The organism is Actinoplanes sp. NPDC051405 (genome assembly GCF_055586185.1).
The window spans coordinates 80,680-95,398 of the sequence record NZ_JBVJIR010000008.1; the positions used below are offsets into that span (position 1 = coordinate 80,680).

General features: G+C 71.3%; 16 protein-coding genes. 10 read left to right on the forward strand and 6 right to left on the reverse strand.

Translation table 11 applies throughout. The features are described 5' to 3' along the window. The first annotated feature begins 15 nt into the window (after positions 1-15). Genes ACZ6S4_RS18705 through ACZ6S4_RS18720 form a run of 4 tightly spaced genes read left to right on the forward strand, consistent with a single transcriptional unit; the run spans position 16 to position 3,936 of the window. A complete protein-coding gene (locus ACZ6S4_RS18705; protein ID WP_465476158.1) occupies positions 16-1,551 on the forward strand; it encodes a sugar ABC transporter ATP-binding protein in 1,536 nt (511 codons plus the stop codon). After that, positions 1,541-2,509, forward strand: coding sequence for an ABC transporter permease (locus ACZ6S4_RS18710; protein ID WP_465476159.1), 969 nt, complete (start codon positions 1,541-1,543; stop codon positions 2,507-2,509). The genes ACZ6S4_RS18705 and ACZ6S4_RS18710 overlap by 11 nt, the downstream gene beginning before the upstream one ends. Then, positions 2,506-3,525: an ABC transporter permease gene (locus tag ACZ6S4_RS18715; RefSeq protein ID WP_465476160.1), complete on the forward strand. Its 1,020-nt coding sequence runs from the start codon at positions 2,506-2,508 to the stop codon at positions 3,523-3,525. The genes ACZ6S4_RS18710 and ACZ6S4_RS18715 overlap by 4 nt, the downstream gene beginning before the upstream one ends. Positions 3,526-3,537: 12 nt before the next feature. Then, the gene (locus tag ACZ6S4_RS18720; RefSeq protein WP_465476161.1) at positions 3,538-3,936 is read left to right on the forward strand and encodes a thiol-disulfide oxidoreductase DCC family protein; all 399 of its coding nucleotides are present in this window, start codon (positions 3,538-3,540) and stop codon (positions 3,934-3,936) included. A gap of 4 nt (positions 3,937-3,940) precedes the next feature. On the opposite strand, the gene ACZ6S4_RS18725 is transcribed toward ACZ6S4_RS18720, so the two are convergent. The 5 genes from ACZ6S4_RS18725 to ACZ6S4_RS18745 form a co-directional block, all read right to left on the reverse strand. Next, positions 3,941-4,366, reverse strand: coding sequence for a pyridoxamine 5'-phosphate oxidase family protein (locus tag ACZ6S4_RS18725; protein WP_465476162.1), 426 nt, complete (start codon positions 4,364-4,366; stop codon positions 3,941-3,943). 30 nt (positions 4,367-4,396) lie between these two features. Further along, the gene (locus tag ACZ6S4_RS18730; protein ID WP_465476163.1) at positions 4,397-5,125 is read right to left on the reverse strand and encodes a zf-HC2 domain-containing protein; all 729 of its coding nucleotides are present in this window, start codon (positions 5,123-5,125) and stop codon (positions 4,397-4,399) included. Then, positions 5,122-5,643, reverse strand: a complete 522-nt coding sequence (locus ACZ6S4_RS18735; protein WP_465476164.1) for a sigma-70 family RNA polymerase sigma factor — start codon at positions 5,641-5,643, stop codon at positions 5,122-5,124. The genes ACZ6S4_RS18730 and ACZ6S4_RS18735 overlap by 4 nt, the downstream gene beginning before the upstream one ends. A gap of 125 nt (positions 5,644-5,768) precedes the next feature. After that, positions 5,769-7,058, reverse strand: coding sequence for a neprosin family prolyl endopeptidase (locus tag ACZ6S4_RS18740; RefSeq protein ID WP_465476165.1), 1,290 nt, complete (start codon positions 7,056-7,058; stop codon positions 5,769-5,771). 446 nt (positions 7,059-7,504) lie between these two features. Then, entirely contained in the window at positions 7,505-8,734 is a 1,230-nt protein-coding gene (locus ACZ6S4_RS18745) for a glycosyltransferase family 4 protein (RefSeq protein WP_465476166.1), read from the reverse strand. 71 nt (positions 8,735-8,805) lie between these two features. On the opposite strand from ACZ6S4_RS18745, the gene ACZ6S4_RS18750 reads away from it, so the two are divergent. From ACZ6S4_RS18750 to ACZ6S4_RS18765, 4 genes are all read left to right on the forward strand, one after another. Further along, complete coding sequence (locus tag ACZ6S4_RS18750) at positions 8,806-10,371, forward strand: serine/threonine-protein kinase (RefSeq protein WP_465476167.1); 1,566 nt, start codon at positions 8,806-8,808, stop codon at positions 10,369-10,371. A 290-nt stretch (positions 10,372-10,661) separates the two neighbouring features. Continuing rightward, on the forward strand, positions 10,662-11,135 hold the full coding sequence (locus tag ACZ6S4_RS18755; RefSeq protein WP_433724151.1) for a cysteine dioxygenase: 474 nt from the start codon (positions 10,662-10,664) through the stop codon (positions 11,133-11,135). Further along, the gene (locus ACZ6S4_RS18760) at positions 11,132-11,557 is read left to right on the forward strand and encodes a rhodanese-like domain-containing protein (protein WP_360821054.1); all 426 of its coding nucleotides are present in this window, start codon (positions 11,132-11,134) and stop codon (positions 11,555-11,557) included. Before ACZ6S4_RS18755 ends, ACZ6S4_RS18760 begins: the two co-directional genes overlap by 4 nt. A 60-nt stretch (positions 11,558-11,617) precedes the next feature. Then, positions 11,618-11,854: a hypothetical protein gene (locus ACZ6S4_RS18765; protein WP_465476168.1), complete on the forward strand. Its 237-nt coding sequence runs from the start codon at positions 11,618-11,620 to the stop codon at positions 11,852-11,854. On the opposite strand, the gene ACZ6S4_RS18770 is transcribed toward ACZ6S4_RS18765, so the two are convergent. Further along, entirely contained in the window at positions 11,848-13,497 is a 1,650-nt protein-coding gene (locus ACZ6S4_RS18770) for an MFS transporter (RefSeq protein WP_465476169.1), read from the reverse strand. The two genes, ACZ6S4_RS18765 and ACZ6S4_RS18770, sit on opposite strands and share 7 nt — an antisense overlap. 83 nt (positions 13,498-13,580) lie before the next feature. On the opposite strand from ACZ6S4_RS18770, the gene ACZ6S4_RS18775 reads away from it, so the two are divergent. Both ACZ6S4_RS18775 and ACZ6S4_RS18780 read left to right on the forward strand, forming a co-directional pair. Next, positions 13,581-14,312: a TetR/AcrR family transcriptional regulator gene (locus ACZ6S4_RS18775; protein ID WP_465476170.1), complete on the forward strand. Its 732-nt coding sequence runs from the start codon at positions 13,581-13,583 to the stop codon at positions 14,310-14,312. Next, positions 14,309-14,710 (forward strand): PPOX class F420-dependent oxidoreductase, encoded by a 402-nt coding sequence (locus tag ACZ6S4_RS18780; protein WP_465476171.1) that lies wholly within the window; start codon positions 14,309-14,311, stop codon positions 14,708-14,710. Before ACZ6S4_RS18775 ends, ACZ6S4_RS18780 begins: the two co-directional genes overlap by 4 nt. The last annotated feature ends 9 nt before the right edge of the window (positions 14,711-14,719 follow it).

Sequence of the window (14,719 nt, forward strand, 5' to 3'; positions counted from 1 at the left end):
AAAGTGAGTGGATCCATGGCACTGCTGGAAGTCGTCGATGTCGCCAAGGAGTTCCCGGGCGTACGCGCCCTGGACGGGGTCTCCTTCGCTCTCCGGCCGGGCGAGGTGCACGCCCTGGTCGGGGAGAACGGCGCCGGTAAGTCCACCTTGATCAAGGTGCTGACCGGCGTCTACCAACCGGACGGGGGCGAGCTGCGCTACCGCGACGAGCCGGTCCGGTTCGGTACACCGATGGACGCCCAGCGGGCCGGGATCTCCACGATCTACCAGGAGGTCAACCTCATCCCGCTGATGAGTGTGGCCCACAACCTCTTCCTCGGCCGCGAGCCGCGCACCCGGCTCGGGCTGCTGGACGAGGCCCGGATGTACCGCGAGGCCGGCGAGATCCTGCGCCGGTACGGCGTCACCACCGACGTCCGCCGCCAGCTCGGCACCCTCGCCCTGGGCGCCCAGCAGATGGTCGCCCTGGCCCGGGCCGTGATGATCGACGCCAAGGTCGTCATCATGGACGAACCCACCTCGTCGCTGGAACCCCGCGAGGTGGAGACCCTGTTCGGGGTGATCCGGGAGCTGCACGCCCAGGGCATCGGGATCGTCTACGTCAGCCACCGGCTCGACGAGCTCTACCGGATCTGCGACACCGTCACGATCCTGCGCGACGGCCGGGTGGTGCACACCGGCAAGCTCGCCGAGCTGGAACGCATCCGGCTGGTCTCGCTCATGCTGGGCCGGGACATGTCCGCCGTCCGCCGTCAGGGGTTCACCGGGTTCGCCGGCGAGCACGCCACCGCGGCGGACGCGGCCCCGGTGCTGGAGGTCGCCGGTCTGACCAGCCGGCACAAACTGCACGACATCAGCTTCGCCGTCCGGCCCGGCGAGGTGGTCGGGCTGGGCGGCCTGCTGGGCGCCGGGCGCAGCGAGACGATCAAGGCGATCGGCGGGGCGTACCCGGTGGACAGCGGCCGCGTCACGGTCGGCGGCAAGGAGCTGAAACGGCCGACCACCGTACGGGCGGTGCGGGCCGGCATCGCCACGCAGCCCGAGGACCGCAAGGCCGAGGGCATCGTGCCGGGTCTGTCCGTCCGGGAGAACATCGCTCTCGCGGTCCTGCCCCGGCTGAGCGCGTTCGGCCTGGTCTCGGACCGCAAGATCGACGAGGTGGTCCGCACCTACATGGACCGGTTGCAGATCAAGGCGTCCAGCCCGGATCAGCGCGTCGGCGACCTGTCCGGCGGCAACCAGCAGAAGGTGCTGCTCGCCCGCCTGCTCGCCACCCGGCCACGGGTGCTGCTGCTGGACGAGCCGACCCGCGGCATCGACGTCGGCGCCAAGGCTGAGGTCCAGTCGCTCATCGACGAGCTGGCCGGCGAGGGCCTCGGCGTGGTGCTGGTCTCCTCCGACGCGGAGGAGCTGATCGAGGGCGCCGACCGGGTGGTGGTGCTGCGTGACGGCGCGGTCGTCGGCGAGCTGCGCGGTGCCGACGTCACCACCGAGGCCCTGCTGGAGACGATCGCCGCCGCGGCGGTAGTGGAGGATTCCGGTGACCAGTGAGTCGGTGGCCACCCGGCCCGGTATCGACCTCGCCAGGATCAAGGCCTGGCTGCCCGCGTACGGCGTCTACGCGGCGATCGTGCTGCTGGTGCTCTACAACGTGGCGTTCACGCCGAACTTCCTGGCCTGGAGCAACCTGCGCATCCAGCTGATCCAGGTGGCCCCGGTGGTGATCGTGGCGCTCGGCATGGCGCTGGTCATCGGCACCGAGGGCATCGACCTGTCGGTCGGCTCGGTGATGGCGCTGGCCGCCGCGCTCATCCCGCTCTACCTCGGCTACGGCGTGGTCGCGGCGATCCTGATCTCGCTGATCGCCGGTGTCCTGGTGGGGCTGGTCAACGGCACGCTGGTCGCCCGGGTCGGGCTGCAACCGATCGTGGCCACCCTCGCCCTGTTCGTCGGCGGCCGGGGTCTGGCCCTGGTCATCTCCGGCGGCCAGCTCAAGGACATCCGCAACGACGACCTGATCTTCCTCGGCTCGGGCGACCTCCTCGGCCTGCCGATGCTGGTCTGGATCGCCGCGCTGCTGGTGCTGGTCGTCGCGTTCATCGTGCGGCGCACGGTCTTCGGCCGGCGGCTGCTGGCCATCGGCGGCAACCGGCCGGCCACCGAGCTGGCCGGCGTGCCGGTCAAGCGGGTCCTGATCACCGTGTACGTGATCTGCTCGGTGCTCGCCTCGATCGCCGGTCTGCTCGCCGTCGCCCGCATCCAGTCCAGTGACGCCTCCGCGGTCGGCCTGCTCATCGAGCTGTCCGCGATCACCGCGGTGGTCGTCGGCGGCACCCCGCTGACCGGCGGCCGGGTCCGGGTCCTCGGCACCGTGGCCGGCGCGCTGCTCATGCAGCTGGTGGTGGCCACGATGATCAAACACAACCTGCCGTCGTCCAGCACCGAGATGGTGCAGGCGGCCATCATCCTCATCGCCGTGTACGCCGCCCGAGAGAGGAAGGCCCGGTGACTCCCATCGTGTCGGACCCCGAGGCCCCCGCAGCCGCCGTCGCCGCCGACGTCCGCCGGGCCGAACGCACCGACCGCATCGTCAGCCTGGTCCAGCGCCAGGGCGCGCTCGCGGTGCTCATCGTGGTCGTGCTGGTCGCCGCGGCCTCATTCCCGAACTTCCGCAGCTTCGACAACGCCGCCACCGTGCTGGTGGCGGCCGCCCCGCTCGCGCTCATCGCGCTCGGCATGACCTTCGTGATCATCACCGGGGGTATCGACCTGTCGGTCGGCTCGCTGTACGTGCTGGGCGGGGTCGTCTCGGCGTACGCGTCGCAGTGGGGTCTGCTGCCGGCGTTCCTGGCCCCGCTGGCCGTGTGCGGACTCGTCGGCGTGCTGAACGGCATCCTGATCGCCTACACCAGGATGGCGCCGTTCATCGTCACGCTCGCGGCCCTGCTCGGCGCGCGCGGGCTGATGCGGGCGATCAGCGACGAGGGCTCCACGACGTACCTGGTGAAGAGCGACGCCTTCCGCAGCTTCGGCACCGGCTCGTTCCTGGGCATCGGCTACCCGGTCTGGCTGGTCGTGGTGGTCTTCGCGCTCGGCATGATCCTGCTGGCCCGCACCCGTTTCGGTCACGCGGTCCACGCGGTCGGTGGCAGCGAGGACGCGGCCGCGCTGATGGGCATCGCGGTACGCCGCACCAAGGTCTGGGTCTACGTCATGTCCGGCCTGCTCGCCGGCCTGGCCGGGGCGATCAACGCGGCCAAGCTGGGCTCCGGCGTGACGGTGCTGGGCATCGGCCTGGAGCTGGACGCGATCGCCGCGGTGGTCATCGGCGGCACCCTGCTGACCGGCGGCGCGGGCACCATCACCGGGACCATCGCGGGCGTGCTGCTGCTCGGCGTGATCCAGAACATGATCAACCAGGTCGGCAACGTGCCGAGCAGCTACCAGCAGCTCATCAGCGGGGCGTTCCTCGCGGTGGTGGTCGTCGCCCAGACCTACCTGGCCAGGCTGCGCCGGGTGACCTGAGACAATGGGATCATGAAGCCCACCTTCGTGTACGACGGCGACTGCTCGTTCTGCACCAGCTGCGCGCAGTTCATCGAACGCCGCATCCCGTCGCACGCCACGGTGGTGCCGTGGCAGTTCGCCGACCTCGACCGGCTGGGCCTGACGCTCGAGCAGGTCGAGGAGGCGGTGCAGTGGGTCGGCCCCGACGGCACGATCGCCTCGGGCCCGGACGCGATCGCCCTGCTGCTGCGGGACGCGGGCCGCCTGTGGGAGGTCCCGGGGCGCGCCCTGCAGCTCAGGCCGGTCGGCCTGCTGGCGTGGCCGGCGTACCGCTGGATCGCGGGCCACCGCCACCTGCTGCCCGGCGGCACCGCGGCCTGCTCACTCCCCCAGGCCCAGCGCGACAAGCTCTACGGCACCGCCGGATAGCGGATCAGTAGGCGTAGCGGCGGACCGACTCCGGGTGGATGACGACGCGCAGCTGATCGCCGGACAGCAGCGCGGCCAGGTCGGCGGCCCGGGTCGGGTCGTCCAGGTCCCAGTAGCGGGCAGCGAGGCGGGAGGCCAGCTCGTGGGCGCCGTCGGTCTCCACCGTGGTGCGACCGGCGACGGACACCCAGCGCTCGCGCTCGCCGACCGGGGCGGCGACGACGATCGAGGCGCGCGGGTCGCGGCGCAGACGGCGCACCTTCAGCGACTCCGGCTCGGTGAAGAACTGGACCGTCCCGTCCGCGGTGGCCTCGAACCACACCGGCCGGGGCTCCGGCGGCACGTTTCCGGCGGCCACGGACAGGAAGCCGTGCAGCGGGCGGGCGAGGAACTCGAGGTCTTCGGCGGTCAAACTCGATGAAGTGCTCATGACCCGATTCAACCCCATCCGGCGGACAGCTCAGTTCAGGTGGGCGGTGCCGAGCACATGTCCATCATGGTCGGCCACCGCGACCGCGCTCACGTTGCGCAGCTGGATCGAGCTGGCCCCGGTGACCTTCGCATTGCCGCTCGGGGTCGGGCCCCAGATCGCCGCCTGCTCGACCGTGCCGTCGGCCTTGCTGACCCGGCACACGAACGGTCCCTGGCCGCGCAGTTTCGAGACGGTCAGGTCGATCGACACCCCCCAGGTCTTGCCGGTCAGCACCGCCTGACCGGCCAGGCCGCTGCCGTCCTGCGCCTCGAAGACAGCGGTGACCGCGGGCTGGCCCGGGCTCTGGCTCTGGCTCTGACTCGGCGCGGCGATCGGCGGCCCGGCCGGCGGGTCCTGGTCCCGGGTGGCGATCACGCCGACGCCGGCCGCGACGACCAGCACGGCCGCGGCCACAGCGGCCAGCCGCCGGCCGGTGCCACGCCGGCGTTCGCGGGACCGCTCGGCCCGCATCCGGGCCAGCAGGGTCTCGATCCGCGCGGGGCTCGGCCGGCTGCCGGCCGGCACCGTGACGGGGAGCGCGTTCTCCAGAGACCGGAGCAGTTCCGGTACGGGCGCCAGCCGCTCCAGCTCCGCACGGCACTCGTCGCAGCCCAGCAGGTGCGCGTCGAGCCGGTCGGTGTCGGCGTCGTCGAGCCCGCCCAGCAGGTAACCGCCGAGCAACCGCCGCAGCTCATCGTGGTCCTGGTCGGCGCTCATCGCAGCACCCCCATCTCCTCGAACGCCTGCCGCAGCGCCCGCACCGCGTAGTAGGCGCGCGACTTGACCGTGCCCTCGGGCACCGACAGCTGCTGGGCGGCGTCCGCCACGGTCTGTCCCTCGTAGTACATGGCCTGGACCACCGCGCGGTGGTCGGCGGAGAGCCGTTCCAGCGCCTCGGCGACCAGCCAGCCCTCGACGAGCTGGTCGACGTTGTCGGCCGACGGAACCGACGCGACCGCGGCGTCGTCGGCGACCAGGTGCGGGCGGCGCTGCTCGGCCCGCCAGGCGTTGGTGACCACGTTGCGGGCGATGGTGAGCAGGTAGGAGCGGGTCCGGCCGGGGTCCGGGTCGAGGTGATCGATGTGCCGCCAGGCCCGCAGCAACGTCTCCTGGACCAGGTCCTCCGCCTTGTGCCGGTCGCGCACGTACCGCGAGATGAAGCTGAGCAGCACCGCGTAGTGCTCGGTGTAGAGCGCGGTCATCAGCTCCTCGTCGGGACTCACCCGTCGCCTCATCCGCTGCTCCCTCGTCGGCCCGCCACCCCGTTGTACCCCGGGCCCGGACGGCCGGTTCGATCAGCACCGACAAAAGCGCCCGGCCCTCCCACCTGGGGAGGACCGGGCGCCTCGGCGCTACGGTGTCAGCACTTCACGATCGGCTCGGACTCCGGGTCCTTCGGGTCCTTCAACGGGTAGGTCGGGCCGCCGTAACGGAAGGTCGTCGGGGTGCGCAGGCTGCCCGTCCACGGGGTCCAGTACGGCTCCTCGGGCTTCTCGATCTGCACGGGCGGCAGCGTGATCTCGGGCTCTGTTTTGTACTTGGGCCGCATGTCCAGCTCGAACCCGACCGTCGGGCCCTTGGTCATGCTGATGCTGCCGATCCGCGCCGCGTCGCCGTCGCTGGCCGGCTTGCCGTTGCCCATCTGGGTGCAGGGGGTGAGGCTGGGCGAGGCGACTTCACCGAACCACTGGGTCAAGCCGGCCCGGGTGAACTTGCCATCCCAGTTCTTGTCGTGGAAGTAGCCGATGTACTCCGAGTTGTAGGCGATCCACCAGGCGTTGCCGTCGTGCATGATGCCGAAACGCTTGGAGGTGCCGACCGGCAGAGTGTCACCGGGCTTGACCGTCTTGTGGATCTGGGTCCATCCACAGGCGTTGTAGCACTTGGCAACTCCGTCCTTCCAGTAGAAGACGAAGAGGTGCGGGTCGTCGTCGCCGTTGACCGAGCGGTCCACGGTCCAGCCGACCTCGACGGTCTGCTGGCTGTCGGCCGAGCGCACCGCCAGCTCGGCCAGCGTGTGGTAGTCGCCGTCGACCAGCTTGGGCTTCTCGACGGTCAGGTTCGCCCAGGTGCCGTCGGTCTCGCCATCCTGCGCGCCGACCGCATAGTGGAAGTTGACCACGCGGTCCGCGGCAGCCGCGGCCTTGACCGTCCCGGCGTTCGGCGGGGTGGGCGGCACGACGGTGGTGCGCGCCGACTTCAGAAAAGCACCGTTGGCGCCCTGGCCACCCTTGGGGGCGTACTCCCGCGTCGGCGTCACCGCACCGCTCGTGTCCGCGGGGGCCGCGTCCGCGCCGGCGGCCGCGACGGCTTTGCTGCTGGCGCCGGGCTTGGCCCGCTTGAGCCGCTGCGGCTTGGCGCCCCAGGGCAGCAGCTTCGGCGGCGTGAGGATGGCCTCGCCGGCCGCGGGGGCCTCCGGCGCGGTCTCGACGGTCGCCGGCGCTGTCTCGGCGGTTTTCGGTGCTGTCTGCGGCACTGTCTCGGCGGTCTCCGGCGCGGTCTCGGTGCTCGCCGGCGCGACGGCGGCCGCGGGAGCCTCGGCCTCGGGCGTCTCCTCAGCACTGGCGTTCAGGGTCCAGACCGTACCCATCGTGCCGACAACGGCTACGGCTAGGCCGGCGGCGAGCAAACCGCGGCGTGAGTTCGACACGTGTCCGTCCTCGTTGTTCGGGGGGCTCGGAGGCGGTGGGCGAAGAACCTCCGGCACCGGCTCTCAGCGGCGGAGCTGACCATATAACGTTCTGAATACCCTCCGCCCCCGTCGAACGGCCTTTCCGCCTGAACGGCTGAGTCCGACCGCCGATCCGGTGAAACATCGGCCGACTTCATCCACAGTGTGTGTTCGCGCAGTTGCTCAGGGGCAGATTTTTTGACAACCGTTCTGAAAGAAGCAAAGCACCGCGAGGCTCTTTCGGGTATCGCGCCACCGAGCCGCGTTCCCGCAGCATCGGCACCGGACGGCGAAATACACCCTCTGTCCTGAGTCACGTTCGGTAAACGTGAAAAACGATTCTCAAGATCGCTTTTCCGCCGTGGCGGAATGACCATTGCCGCCGACCCCGGATATAGGGCATGAATACCATCTGCCCGGGTTTGTTACTGGTGCTGGCGATCATGTCCAATTTGCTGGGCGGCCGGGACGGGCACGGTCACGCCCCGGTTCGCCGCCAGCTCCGCGAAGAGCTGCTCCCAGACCTCACGCACGGCGCTCATTGAATACCGGCTGCTGTCCGCACGGGCGGCGGTGCCCATGGCCCGCCGGCCGGCCGGGTCCTCGATCAACCTCAGCATGCCCTCGGCCAGCGCGTCGATGTCCTCCGGCGGCACCAGCAGCCCGTTACGGCCGTGGTCGATGATCTCGCCCGGACCGGTCGGGCAGTCGAAGGCGACGGCCGGCACGCCCGCGGTGGCCGCCTCCAGCAGCACCATCGGCAACCCCTCGAAGCGCGAGCTGAGCACGTATCCCGACGCGGCCGCGAGCTCCTCGTCGAGACGCCGGCTGGGCCCTTCGAGTCGGACCTGGCCGGTCAGGCCCAGCTCCTCGATCTGCGCCGCGAGCTGGTCCCGCTTGGCGCCGTAGCCGAAGATCCGCAGCTGCCAGTCCGGGTGCCGGGCCGCGACCGGGGCGTACGCCGGGATCAGCAGGTCGAAACCCTTCTGCCGGACCAGCCGGCCGGCCGCGACCAGCACCTTGCTCTCCAACGCGGCCGGCGGCAGCGGCCACGGCGGGATGCCGTTGGGGATCCGCACCACCCGTACCGCGCTGTCGCCCAGCGCCGCCCGGTAGGTGTCGCGGTCGTGCTCGGTCAGCACGGCCACGGCGTCGAGCCGCGGATAGGCCCGCAGGATCGCCGCTCGCAGCCGCGGCTTGTAGGTCTCCAGGTTCATGTGGTCCTGGGCGATCCGGATGAGCCGGCGCGGCCCGAACCAGGCCGACAGCAGGTTGTGCGCGGGACGCGTGGTGATCAGCACACCGTCCCGGGAGGACCGGAAGTACCGGACGATCGTCAGGTCGACCTGCGGGTCCCAGCGGCGATAGCGGGAGTCGTGCCGGTGCGGCAGCGGGTTCTTGAAGCGCCGGGCCTTGTTGAGCAAGCGGCTCTTCTGCCCCGGCCGGTCGCTGCGGCGGTCGCCGGACTCGCGCAACTCGGTCAGGGGCACCAGCCGGACCCGGGGGTCGAGGGCGAAGACGGTCTTGTCCCCGGTGCGGTACACGCTGGCGATCTCCACCTCGTGCGTCTCGCACAGCGCGTTGGCCTGATTGAAGACGCTACGGATCGTGCCGCCGCCGCCATAGGCGTTGTGCAGCAGGTACCGGATTTTCACGTCAGCAACGTAGCAACGATCGCAAAATGATTCGTACCCGTCCGCGAGCCGCCCCGCACCGAATCACCGCTATGGACGTTGCGCGGGAGCTGATCGCCGGCCGGTACCGGCTGCTGGAGATCATCGGCGCCGGAGGCATGGGCCGCGTGTGGCTCGCCGACGATGAGCTGCTGCGCCGGCGGGTGGCCGTCAAGGAGATCGCCACGCCGACCGACGTGAGCACCGCCCAGATGCTCGACGCCCAGCTCACCACCATGCGCGAGGCGCGGGCGGCGGCCCGGCTGGAGCATCCCGGCGTGGTCGGCGTCTACGACGTGGTGTGGCGCCCGGACCGCTCGTGGATCGTCATGGAGTACGTCGAGTCCCGATCGCTGGACGCCGTGCTGCGCGAGGGCCCGCTCCCGCACCGCGAGGCCGCCCGGATCGGCCTGGGCGTGCTGGCCGCGCTACGGGCCGCGCACGCGGCCGGTGTGCTGCACCGCGACGTCAAGCCGCACAACGTCCTGCTCGCCACCGACGGCCGGGTGGTGCTCACCGACTTCGGGCTGGCCAAGATCAGGGGTGTCGAGCAGGGCGCCGAGCCGTTGCTGGGCTCGCCGTACTTCGTTGCGCCCGAGCGGCTGCGCGGTGCCGACGCCGGCGAAGCAGCCGACCTGTGGTCGCTGGGCGCCACGCTCTACGCCGCCGTGGAGGGTCAGGCGCCGTTCCAGCGCTCGACCACGACCGCCTCGCTGACCGCGCTGCTGACCGAGCCGCCCGACCCCGCCCGCTTCCCCGGCCCGTTGACCCCGATCATCGACCAGCTGCTGCACAAGGACCCGGCTCAGCGGTTGCCGGCGGCCGACGCCCAGGCCCGGCTCCAGCGGGTGGCCGACCGCGCGGTCGGCGTCTTCCCGATGCGGGTCCCGCGGCAACGCACGCCGGCCCCGCCCGGGACGTCCGCGCTGGGCATGGCGATGATCCTCGACCGGATGAGGCCGGCCCGGCCGGCCCGCGACCGCATCTCCCGCAGCACCAAGGTCGCCCTCGTCGCGGCCGCCGTGCTGCTGGTCGGCACCACCGGCACAGCGCTGGCCCTCGACTACCGGCCCGGCTCCACCCCGGTCGCCGGCGCGAGCACCGGCCAGGCAGCCGGACCCCTCGCGATCTGCGCCCCGGGCGGACCGGCCGTGACCGGCAGCACCCAGGCCCGGGGGTACGCGGTGCCGGCCGGCTGGCTCTGGCACACCGACCCGACCGGTTTCGACGTGGCGGTGCCGCGGGGCTGGACCCGTTCCCAGGACGGCACCGCCGCATGTTTCCGCGATCCCGGTGGCAGCCGCTCGTTCCGGGTGGACGCCTCGGCCCGGCTGGCCGGCCCACCCCTCTCCTACTGGCAGGGCCAGGAGCAGGACGCGCTCGACGCCGGAAATCTGCCCGGCTATCAGCGCGTGACCGTGAGTCCGATGCCGCAGCAGGGCGGCGCGGAGTGGGAGTTCACCTGGCAGCCCGACGGCGAACCGGTACGCCGGCACGAGCGCCGCGTACTGCTGTCGATGAGTGACGGGCGCGCGTACCTGGTGGAGTGGACGACGCCCGAGGGCGACTGGGCGGGCAGCGAGCCGTACCTGCGGCTGGTCCTCGCCAGCCTCTCCTGACCCCCGTTCCCGCATGGTGGTACAGGTTTGATTTGTGCCCGGGTGGCCGACCACGATGGGCGCATGCAGCGGCAGGGTATTCCCCTCACGGCCCGCCGGGTGATCGACCTGGCGCGGTGCGCCAGCGCGCGCTGTCCCCGCTGATCTGCGCTTTTCGCGCCCCCTGAGCATCACCTTCCCGGCCTGAGGGCCAGTTTCTGGGTTCTTTCCGCGCGTCGTCCGCTCCCGGCCGTACTGTGGCGGTAAACCTATAGAACTGATAGGCAATATATGCAAAGCGAGGAGCTGCAGTGACCGTCGTCGACATCCGCCTCGACCATCTCGCCACCGCCACCCGGTACGCCGCCGACCCGGACTCCTGGCCCGTCGCGCCCCGCTTCAACGCGGTCGACCGGTGGTACCACCGGCTGGCCCAGGAACCGGACCACGAGGTGTGGCTGCTGACCTGGCTACCCGGGCAGGGCACGGACCTGCACGACCACGGCGGCTCGGCGGGCGCGTTCTACGTCTACTCCGGGGCCCTCACCGAGGACACAGTTGCCACGGGCGCGGACGGCTCGCCCCGGATCACCGCCCGCGAGCTGGGCGAAGGCGCCGGCCGCCGGTTCGGCACCCGGCACATCCACCGGATCACCAACCGCTCCAACCGGCCCGCGATCAGCATCCACGCGTACGGGCCGGCCCTGACCACCATGACGCGCTACCGGATCGGCGCCGCCGGGCTGGACGTCGTCACCGTCGAGCGAGCCGGAGCCCAGTGGTGAGCACTCCCCTGCTGCGCAGCGCACCCTCCTTCGCCACCGCCCCCGAGGGCGCCCGGAGCATCGACGAGCTGCTGGCCGGCGCCCGGGCCCGGCTGGTCCGGCTCGGCCCGCACGAGACGTACCGGGCCGTGGGCCGTGGGGCCGTACTGGTGGACATCCGCCCGGCCGCCCAGCGCGCCGAGCACGGCGAGATCCCCGGCGCGGTCATCATCGAGCGCAACGTGCTCGAATGGCGCCTCGATCCCCGCAGCGACGCCCGGCTGTCCTTCACCCGCTACGACCTCGAAGTGATCGTGACCTGCCAGGAGGGCTACACGAGCAGCCTGGCCGCGGCGGCGCTGCAGGACCTCGGCCTGCTGCGGGCGACCGACCTCGACGGCGGCTTCAAGGCCTGGCAGGCGGCGGGGCTCCCGACGATCTGAGCACCAGAGGTACGGCTAGCACGGTGTCCCGCCGCCACCCGCGCTCCTAGCGTCGAGCACATGAAGCGAATCGGCGTCGTCCTCCTGTGGATCATCGGACTCTTCTTCGTGGCGCGGGCGGTGGCGGAACCGTTCGTCATCGACCTGACGGACCCGGCGACGTACCACCTCGACTGGGGCGGCCCGCACCTGGCCGGGGTGCTGGCGGTCCACTGTGGCCCGGGCATCGTGGCGGCGGCGCTGATGGTGCGGTCACTCCTCCGGCGCCGCCGCCCGGCCGTGGCCGCCCGTCAGTGACCGTCGTCCGGTCGCGCGTGCCGGGGCAGCAGAAACGACAGCCCGAACGCCAGCACCAGCATCGCCAGCGCCACCAGCAGGCTATGCACGGTGGTGTCCCGGAAGCCGGCGTGCACCGCCTGTTCGGCGTACCCCCCGATCTCCGGCGCGGCCGCTCCCTGCGCCGCGCGGCACGACGCGGGCTGCACCGCCGGGTCCTCCTCGGCCGCCCGGTCGCGCAGGCAGTCGCGGATGCCGGTGACGGCCGCCGGCTGGGCCTCGGCCGGCACGGCCGCCGCGGTCAGCGCCGGCCGTAGTCCCGCCGCATCGACGTGGTCCGCGACGGCGCCGGGCAGCAGTCCGAAGAAGACAGTGCCGAGCACCGCGATGCCGAACGCGCCGCCGAGCTGCTGCACCGAGGTGAGCGCCCCGGACGCCGAGCCGGTCTCCTCGTCGTCCACCCCGGCCAGCACGATGTTGAAGAACGGCGCCATCGCCAGGCCCATGCCCGCGCCCAGCGGGATCAGCGCGGGGATCAGCAGCCACGGAGTGATCTCGGCGCCCGCCAGTTGCACGGTGACCGCCACCGCAGCTGTGCCGAGCGCCATGATCACGGTCCCGATGAGCAGCAGCTTGCGGCCGAGCCGCTCGCTGAGCCCGGCACCGGCCGCGATGAAGCCGGCCACCGTGCCGAGGGCCTGCGGCAGGGTGGTCAGGCCGGCCTTGAGCGGCGAGTAGCCGAGCCCGATCTGCAGATAGAGCGTGAAGATCAGCCCGGTGCCGATCAGCGCGGCGAAGAAGACCAGGCCCAGCAGCAGGCCGCTGGTGAAGGCCCGCTTGCGGAACAGCGTCGGGGTCACCAGCGCGTCCAGGCCCCGGCGTTCGCGGCGCGACTCGTAGACGCCGAAGAGACCGAACAGGGCGACGCCCAGCGCCAGCATGACGAAGATCCAGACCGGCCAGTCCAGCTCGCGTCCCTGCACCAGCGGATAGAGCAGCAGGAACGCCGCGACCGCGGCGAGCAGCACACCGGCCACGTCCAGCCGGGGGCGGCGCTCGCTGCGGAACTCGGGCAGGAACTTGATCGCGCCGAGCACGGCGAAGACGCCGAGCGGCAGGTTGATCAGGAAGATCATCCGCCAGCCGGTGCCGAAGTAGTCCGCGTCGACCAGCCAGCCGGCCAGGATGGGGCCGCCGACCGCGCCGAGACCCATCACCGGGCCGAACGCGCCGAACGCCTTGGCCTGCTCCGCAGGGGCGAACATCTGCTTGATCATGCCCAGGCCCTGCGGCAGCATGACTGCCCCGAACAGCCCCTGGACCGCGCGGGCCCCGATCAGCACCCCGGGCGAGAAGGCGAGCGCGCAGACCAGCGAGGCGAGTGTGAAGCCGACGGCGCCGATGACGAACATCCGGCGCCGGCCGTAGATGTCACCGAGCCGGCCGCCGGTGAGCAGCCCGATGGCCATGGACAGGGTGTACGCCGCACCGAGCCACTGGATCAGGCTGAGCGAGCCACCCAGTTCGGCCCGGATCACCGGCCCGGCGATCGTGGTGACCAGCGAGTCGAGCAGATCCATCACCTCGACGGCGAGGATCACGAACAACGCGACCCAGCGCCATCGGTACGGAGTCTCAGCAGCTTTCTCCAGTACAGCTTGCACGGCGTACCCCCGGAACAGTGTTCGTTAATGACGAACACTGTTCTACCGACGAACACTGTTCGCGTCAAGTACGCTGTACGCCGATGAGCGAGCTTCCCCTGCCCCCATGGCGGCGTACCGTCCCCAAGCGCCCCCGCCCCGCCAAGGCCCCGCTGAGCCAGGACGAGATCGTCGACGCCGGGCTGCGGATCGTCCTGGAAGAGGGCATCGAGGCGGTGAGCATGCGCCGCCTGGCCGCGGTCTTCGACACCGGCGCCTCCAGCCTGTACGCCCACGTGGCGAACAAGGAGGAGCTGCTGCACCTGATGTTCGACCGGATCTGCGGTCAGGTGGAGGTCCTCGCGCCCGACCCGGAGCACTGGCAGGAGCAGATCAAGGAGATGTGCCGGCGCGGGCACGCCCTGATGGCGAAATACAACGACATCGCCCGGGCGGCGCTGGCCACCGTGCCCAGCGGGCCGAACGCGCTGCGGATGTCCGAGGCGATGCTGGCCATCATGCTCGCCGGCGGCGTCCCGCCGCAGGTGGCGGCCTGGTCATTGGACCGGCTGTTCCTCTACATCGTCGCCGACGCCTACGAGAACTCGCTGCACCAGCAGAACCTGGTGGCGGGCCAGAGCACCCGCGAGTACTTCGACACCTTCGTCGGCCAGCTGACCGATTACTACACCAACCTGCCGGCCGACCGGTTCCCCAACATCCGGGCGCACGCCGCGGTGCTGACCGCCGGCTCGGGCGACGAGCGCTTCGAGTTCGGTCTCGACATGCTCATCGACGGGCTGTCCCGCTACACCGGCCGTACTGTTGATCCATGACCTCCCTGCCCCCCGGGCTGCTCGACCTGCTCGGCAAGCCGAGCCCGTGCTTCATCGCCACCACCATGCCGGACGGCTCACCGCAGCTCACCCAGACCTGGGTCGGCACGGACGGCGAGCACATCGTGATCAACACTGTCGAGGGCTACCAGAAGGTCAGGAACGTCGAGCGTGATCCCCGGGTCGCCGTGACCGTGGCCGACCCGGCCGACGTGTCGAACTACTTCTCCGTCCGCGGCCGGGTCGTCGACATCTCGCCCAAGGGTGGCGCCGAGCACATCGAGGAGCTGGCCCAGAAGTACGTCGGCGGGCCGTACCCGTGGTTCGGCGGCCGGGACCAGGTGCGGGTGATCCTCACCATCGAGGTGGAGAAGATCATCCACGCGCCCTGGGGCTGACGTACGCAG

Coding starts and splice junctions, on each gene's coding strand:
- ACZ6S4_RS18705 (WP_465476158.1), top strand. CDS start 16: ATGGCACTGCTGGAAGTCGTCGATGTCGCCAAGGAGTTCCCGGGCGTA.
- ACZ6S4_RS18720 (WP_465476161.1), top strand. CDS start 3,538: ATGAAGCCCACCTTCGTGTACGACGGCGACTGCTCGTTCTGCACCAGC.
- ACZ6S4_RS18725 (WP_465476162.1), bottom strand. CDS start 4,366: ATGAGCACTTCATCGAGTTTGACCGCCGAAGACCTCGAGTTCCTCGCC.
- ACZ6S4_RS18730 (WP_465476163.1), bottom strand. CDS start 5,125: ATGAGCGCCGACCAGGACCACGATGAGCTGCGGCGGTTGCTCGGCGGT.
- ACZ6S4_RS18735 (WP_465476164.1), bottom strand. CDS start 5,643: ATGAGGCGACGGGTGAGTCCCGACGAGGAGCTGATGACCGCGCTCTAC.
- ACZ6S4_RS18750 (WP_465476167.1), top strand. CDS start 8,806: ATGGACGTTGCGCGGGAGCTGATCGCCGGCCGGTACCGGCTGCTGGAG.
- ACZ6S4_RS18765 (WP_465476168.1), top strand. CDS start 11,618: ATGAAGCGAATCGGCGTCGTCCTCCTGTGGATCATCGGACTCTTCTTC.
- ACZ6S4_RS18775 (WP_465476170.1), top strand. CDS start 13,581: ATGAGCGAGCTTCCCCTGCCCCCATGGCGGCGTACCGTCCCCAAGCGC.
- ACZ6S4_RS18780 (WP_465476171.1), top strand. CDS start 14,309: ATGACCTCCCTGCCCCCCGGGCTGCTCGACCTGCTCGGCAAGCCGAGC.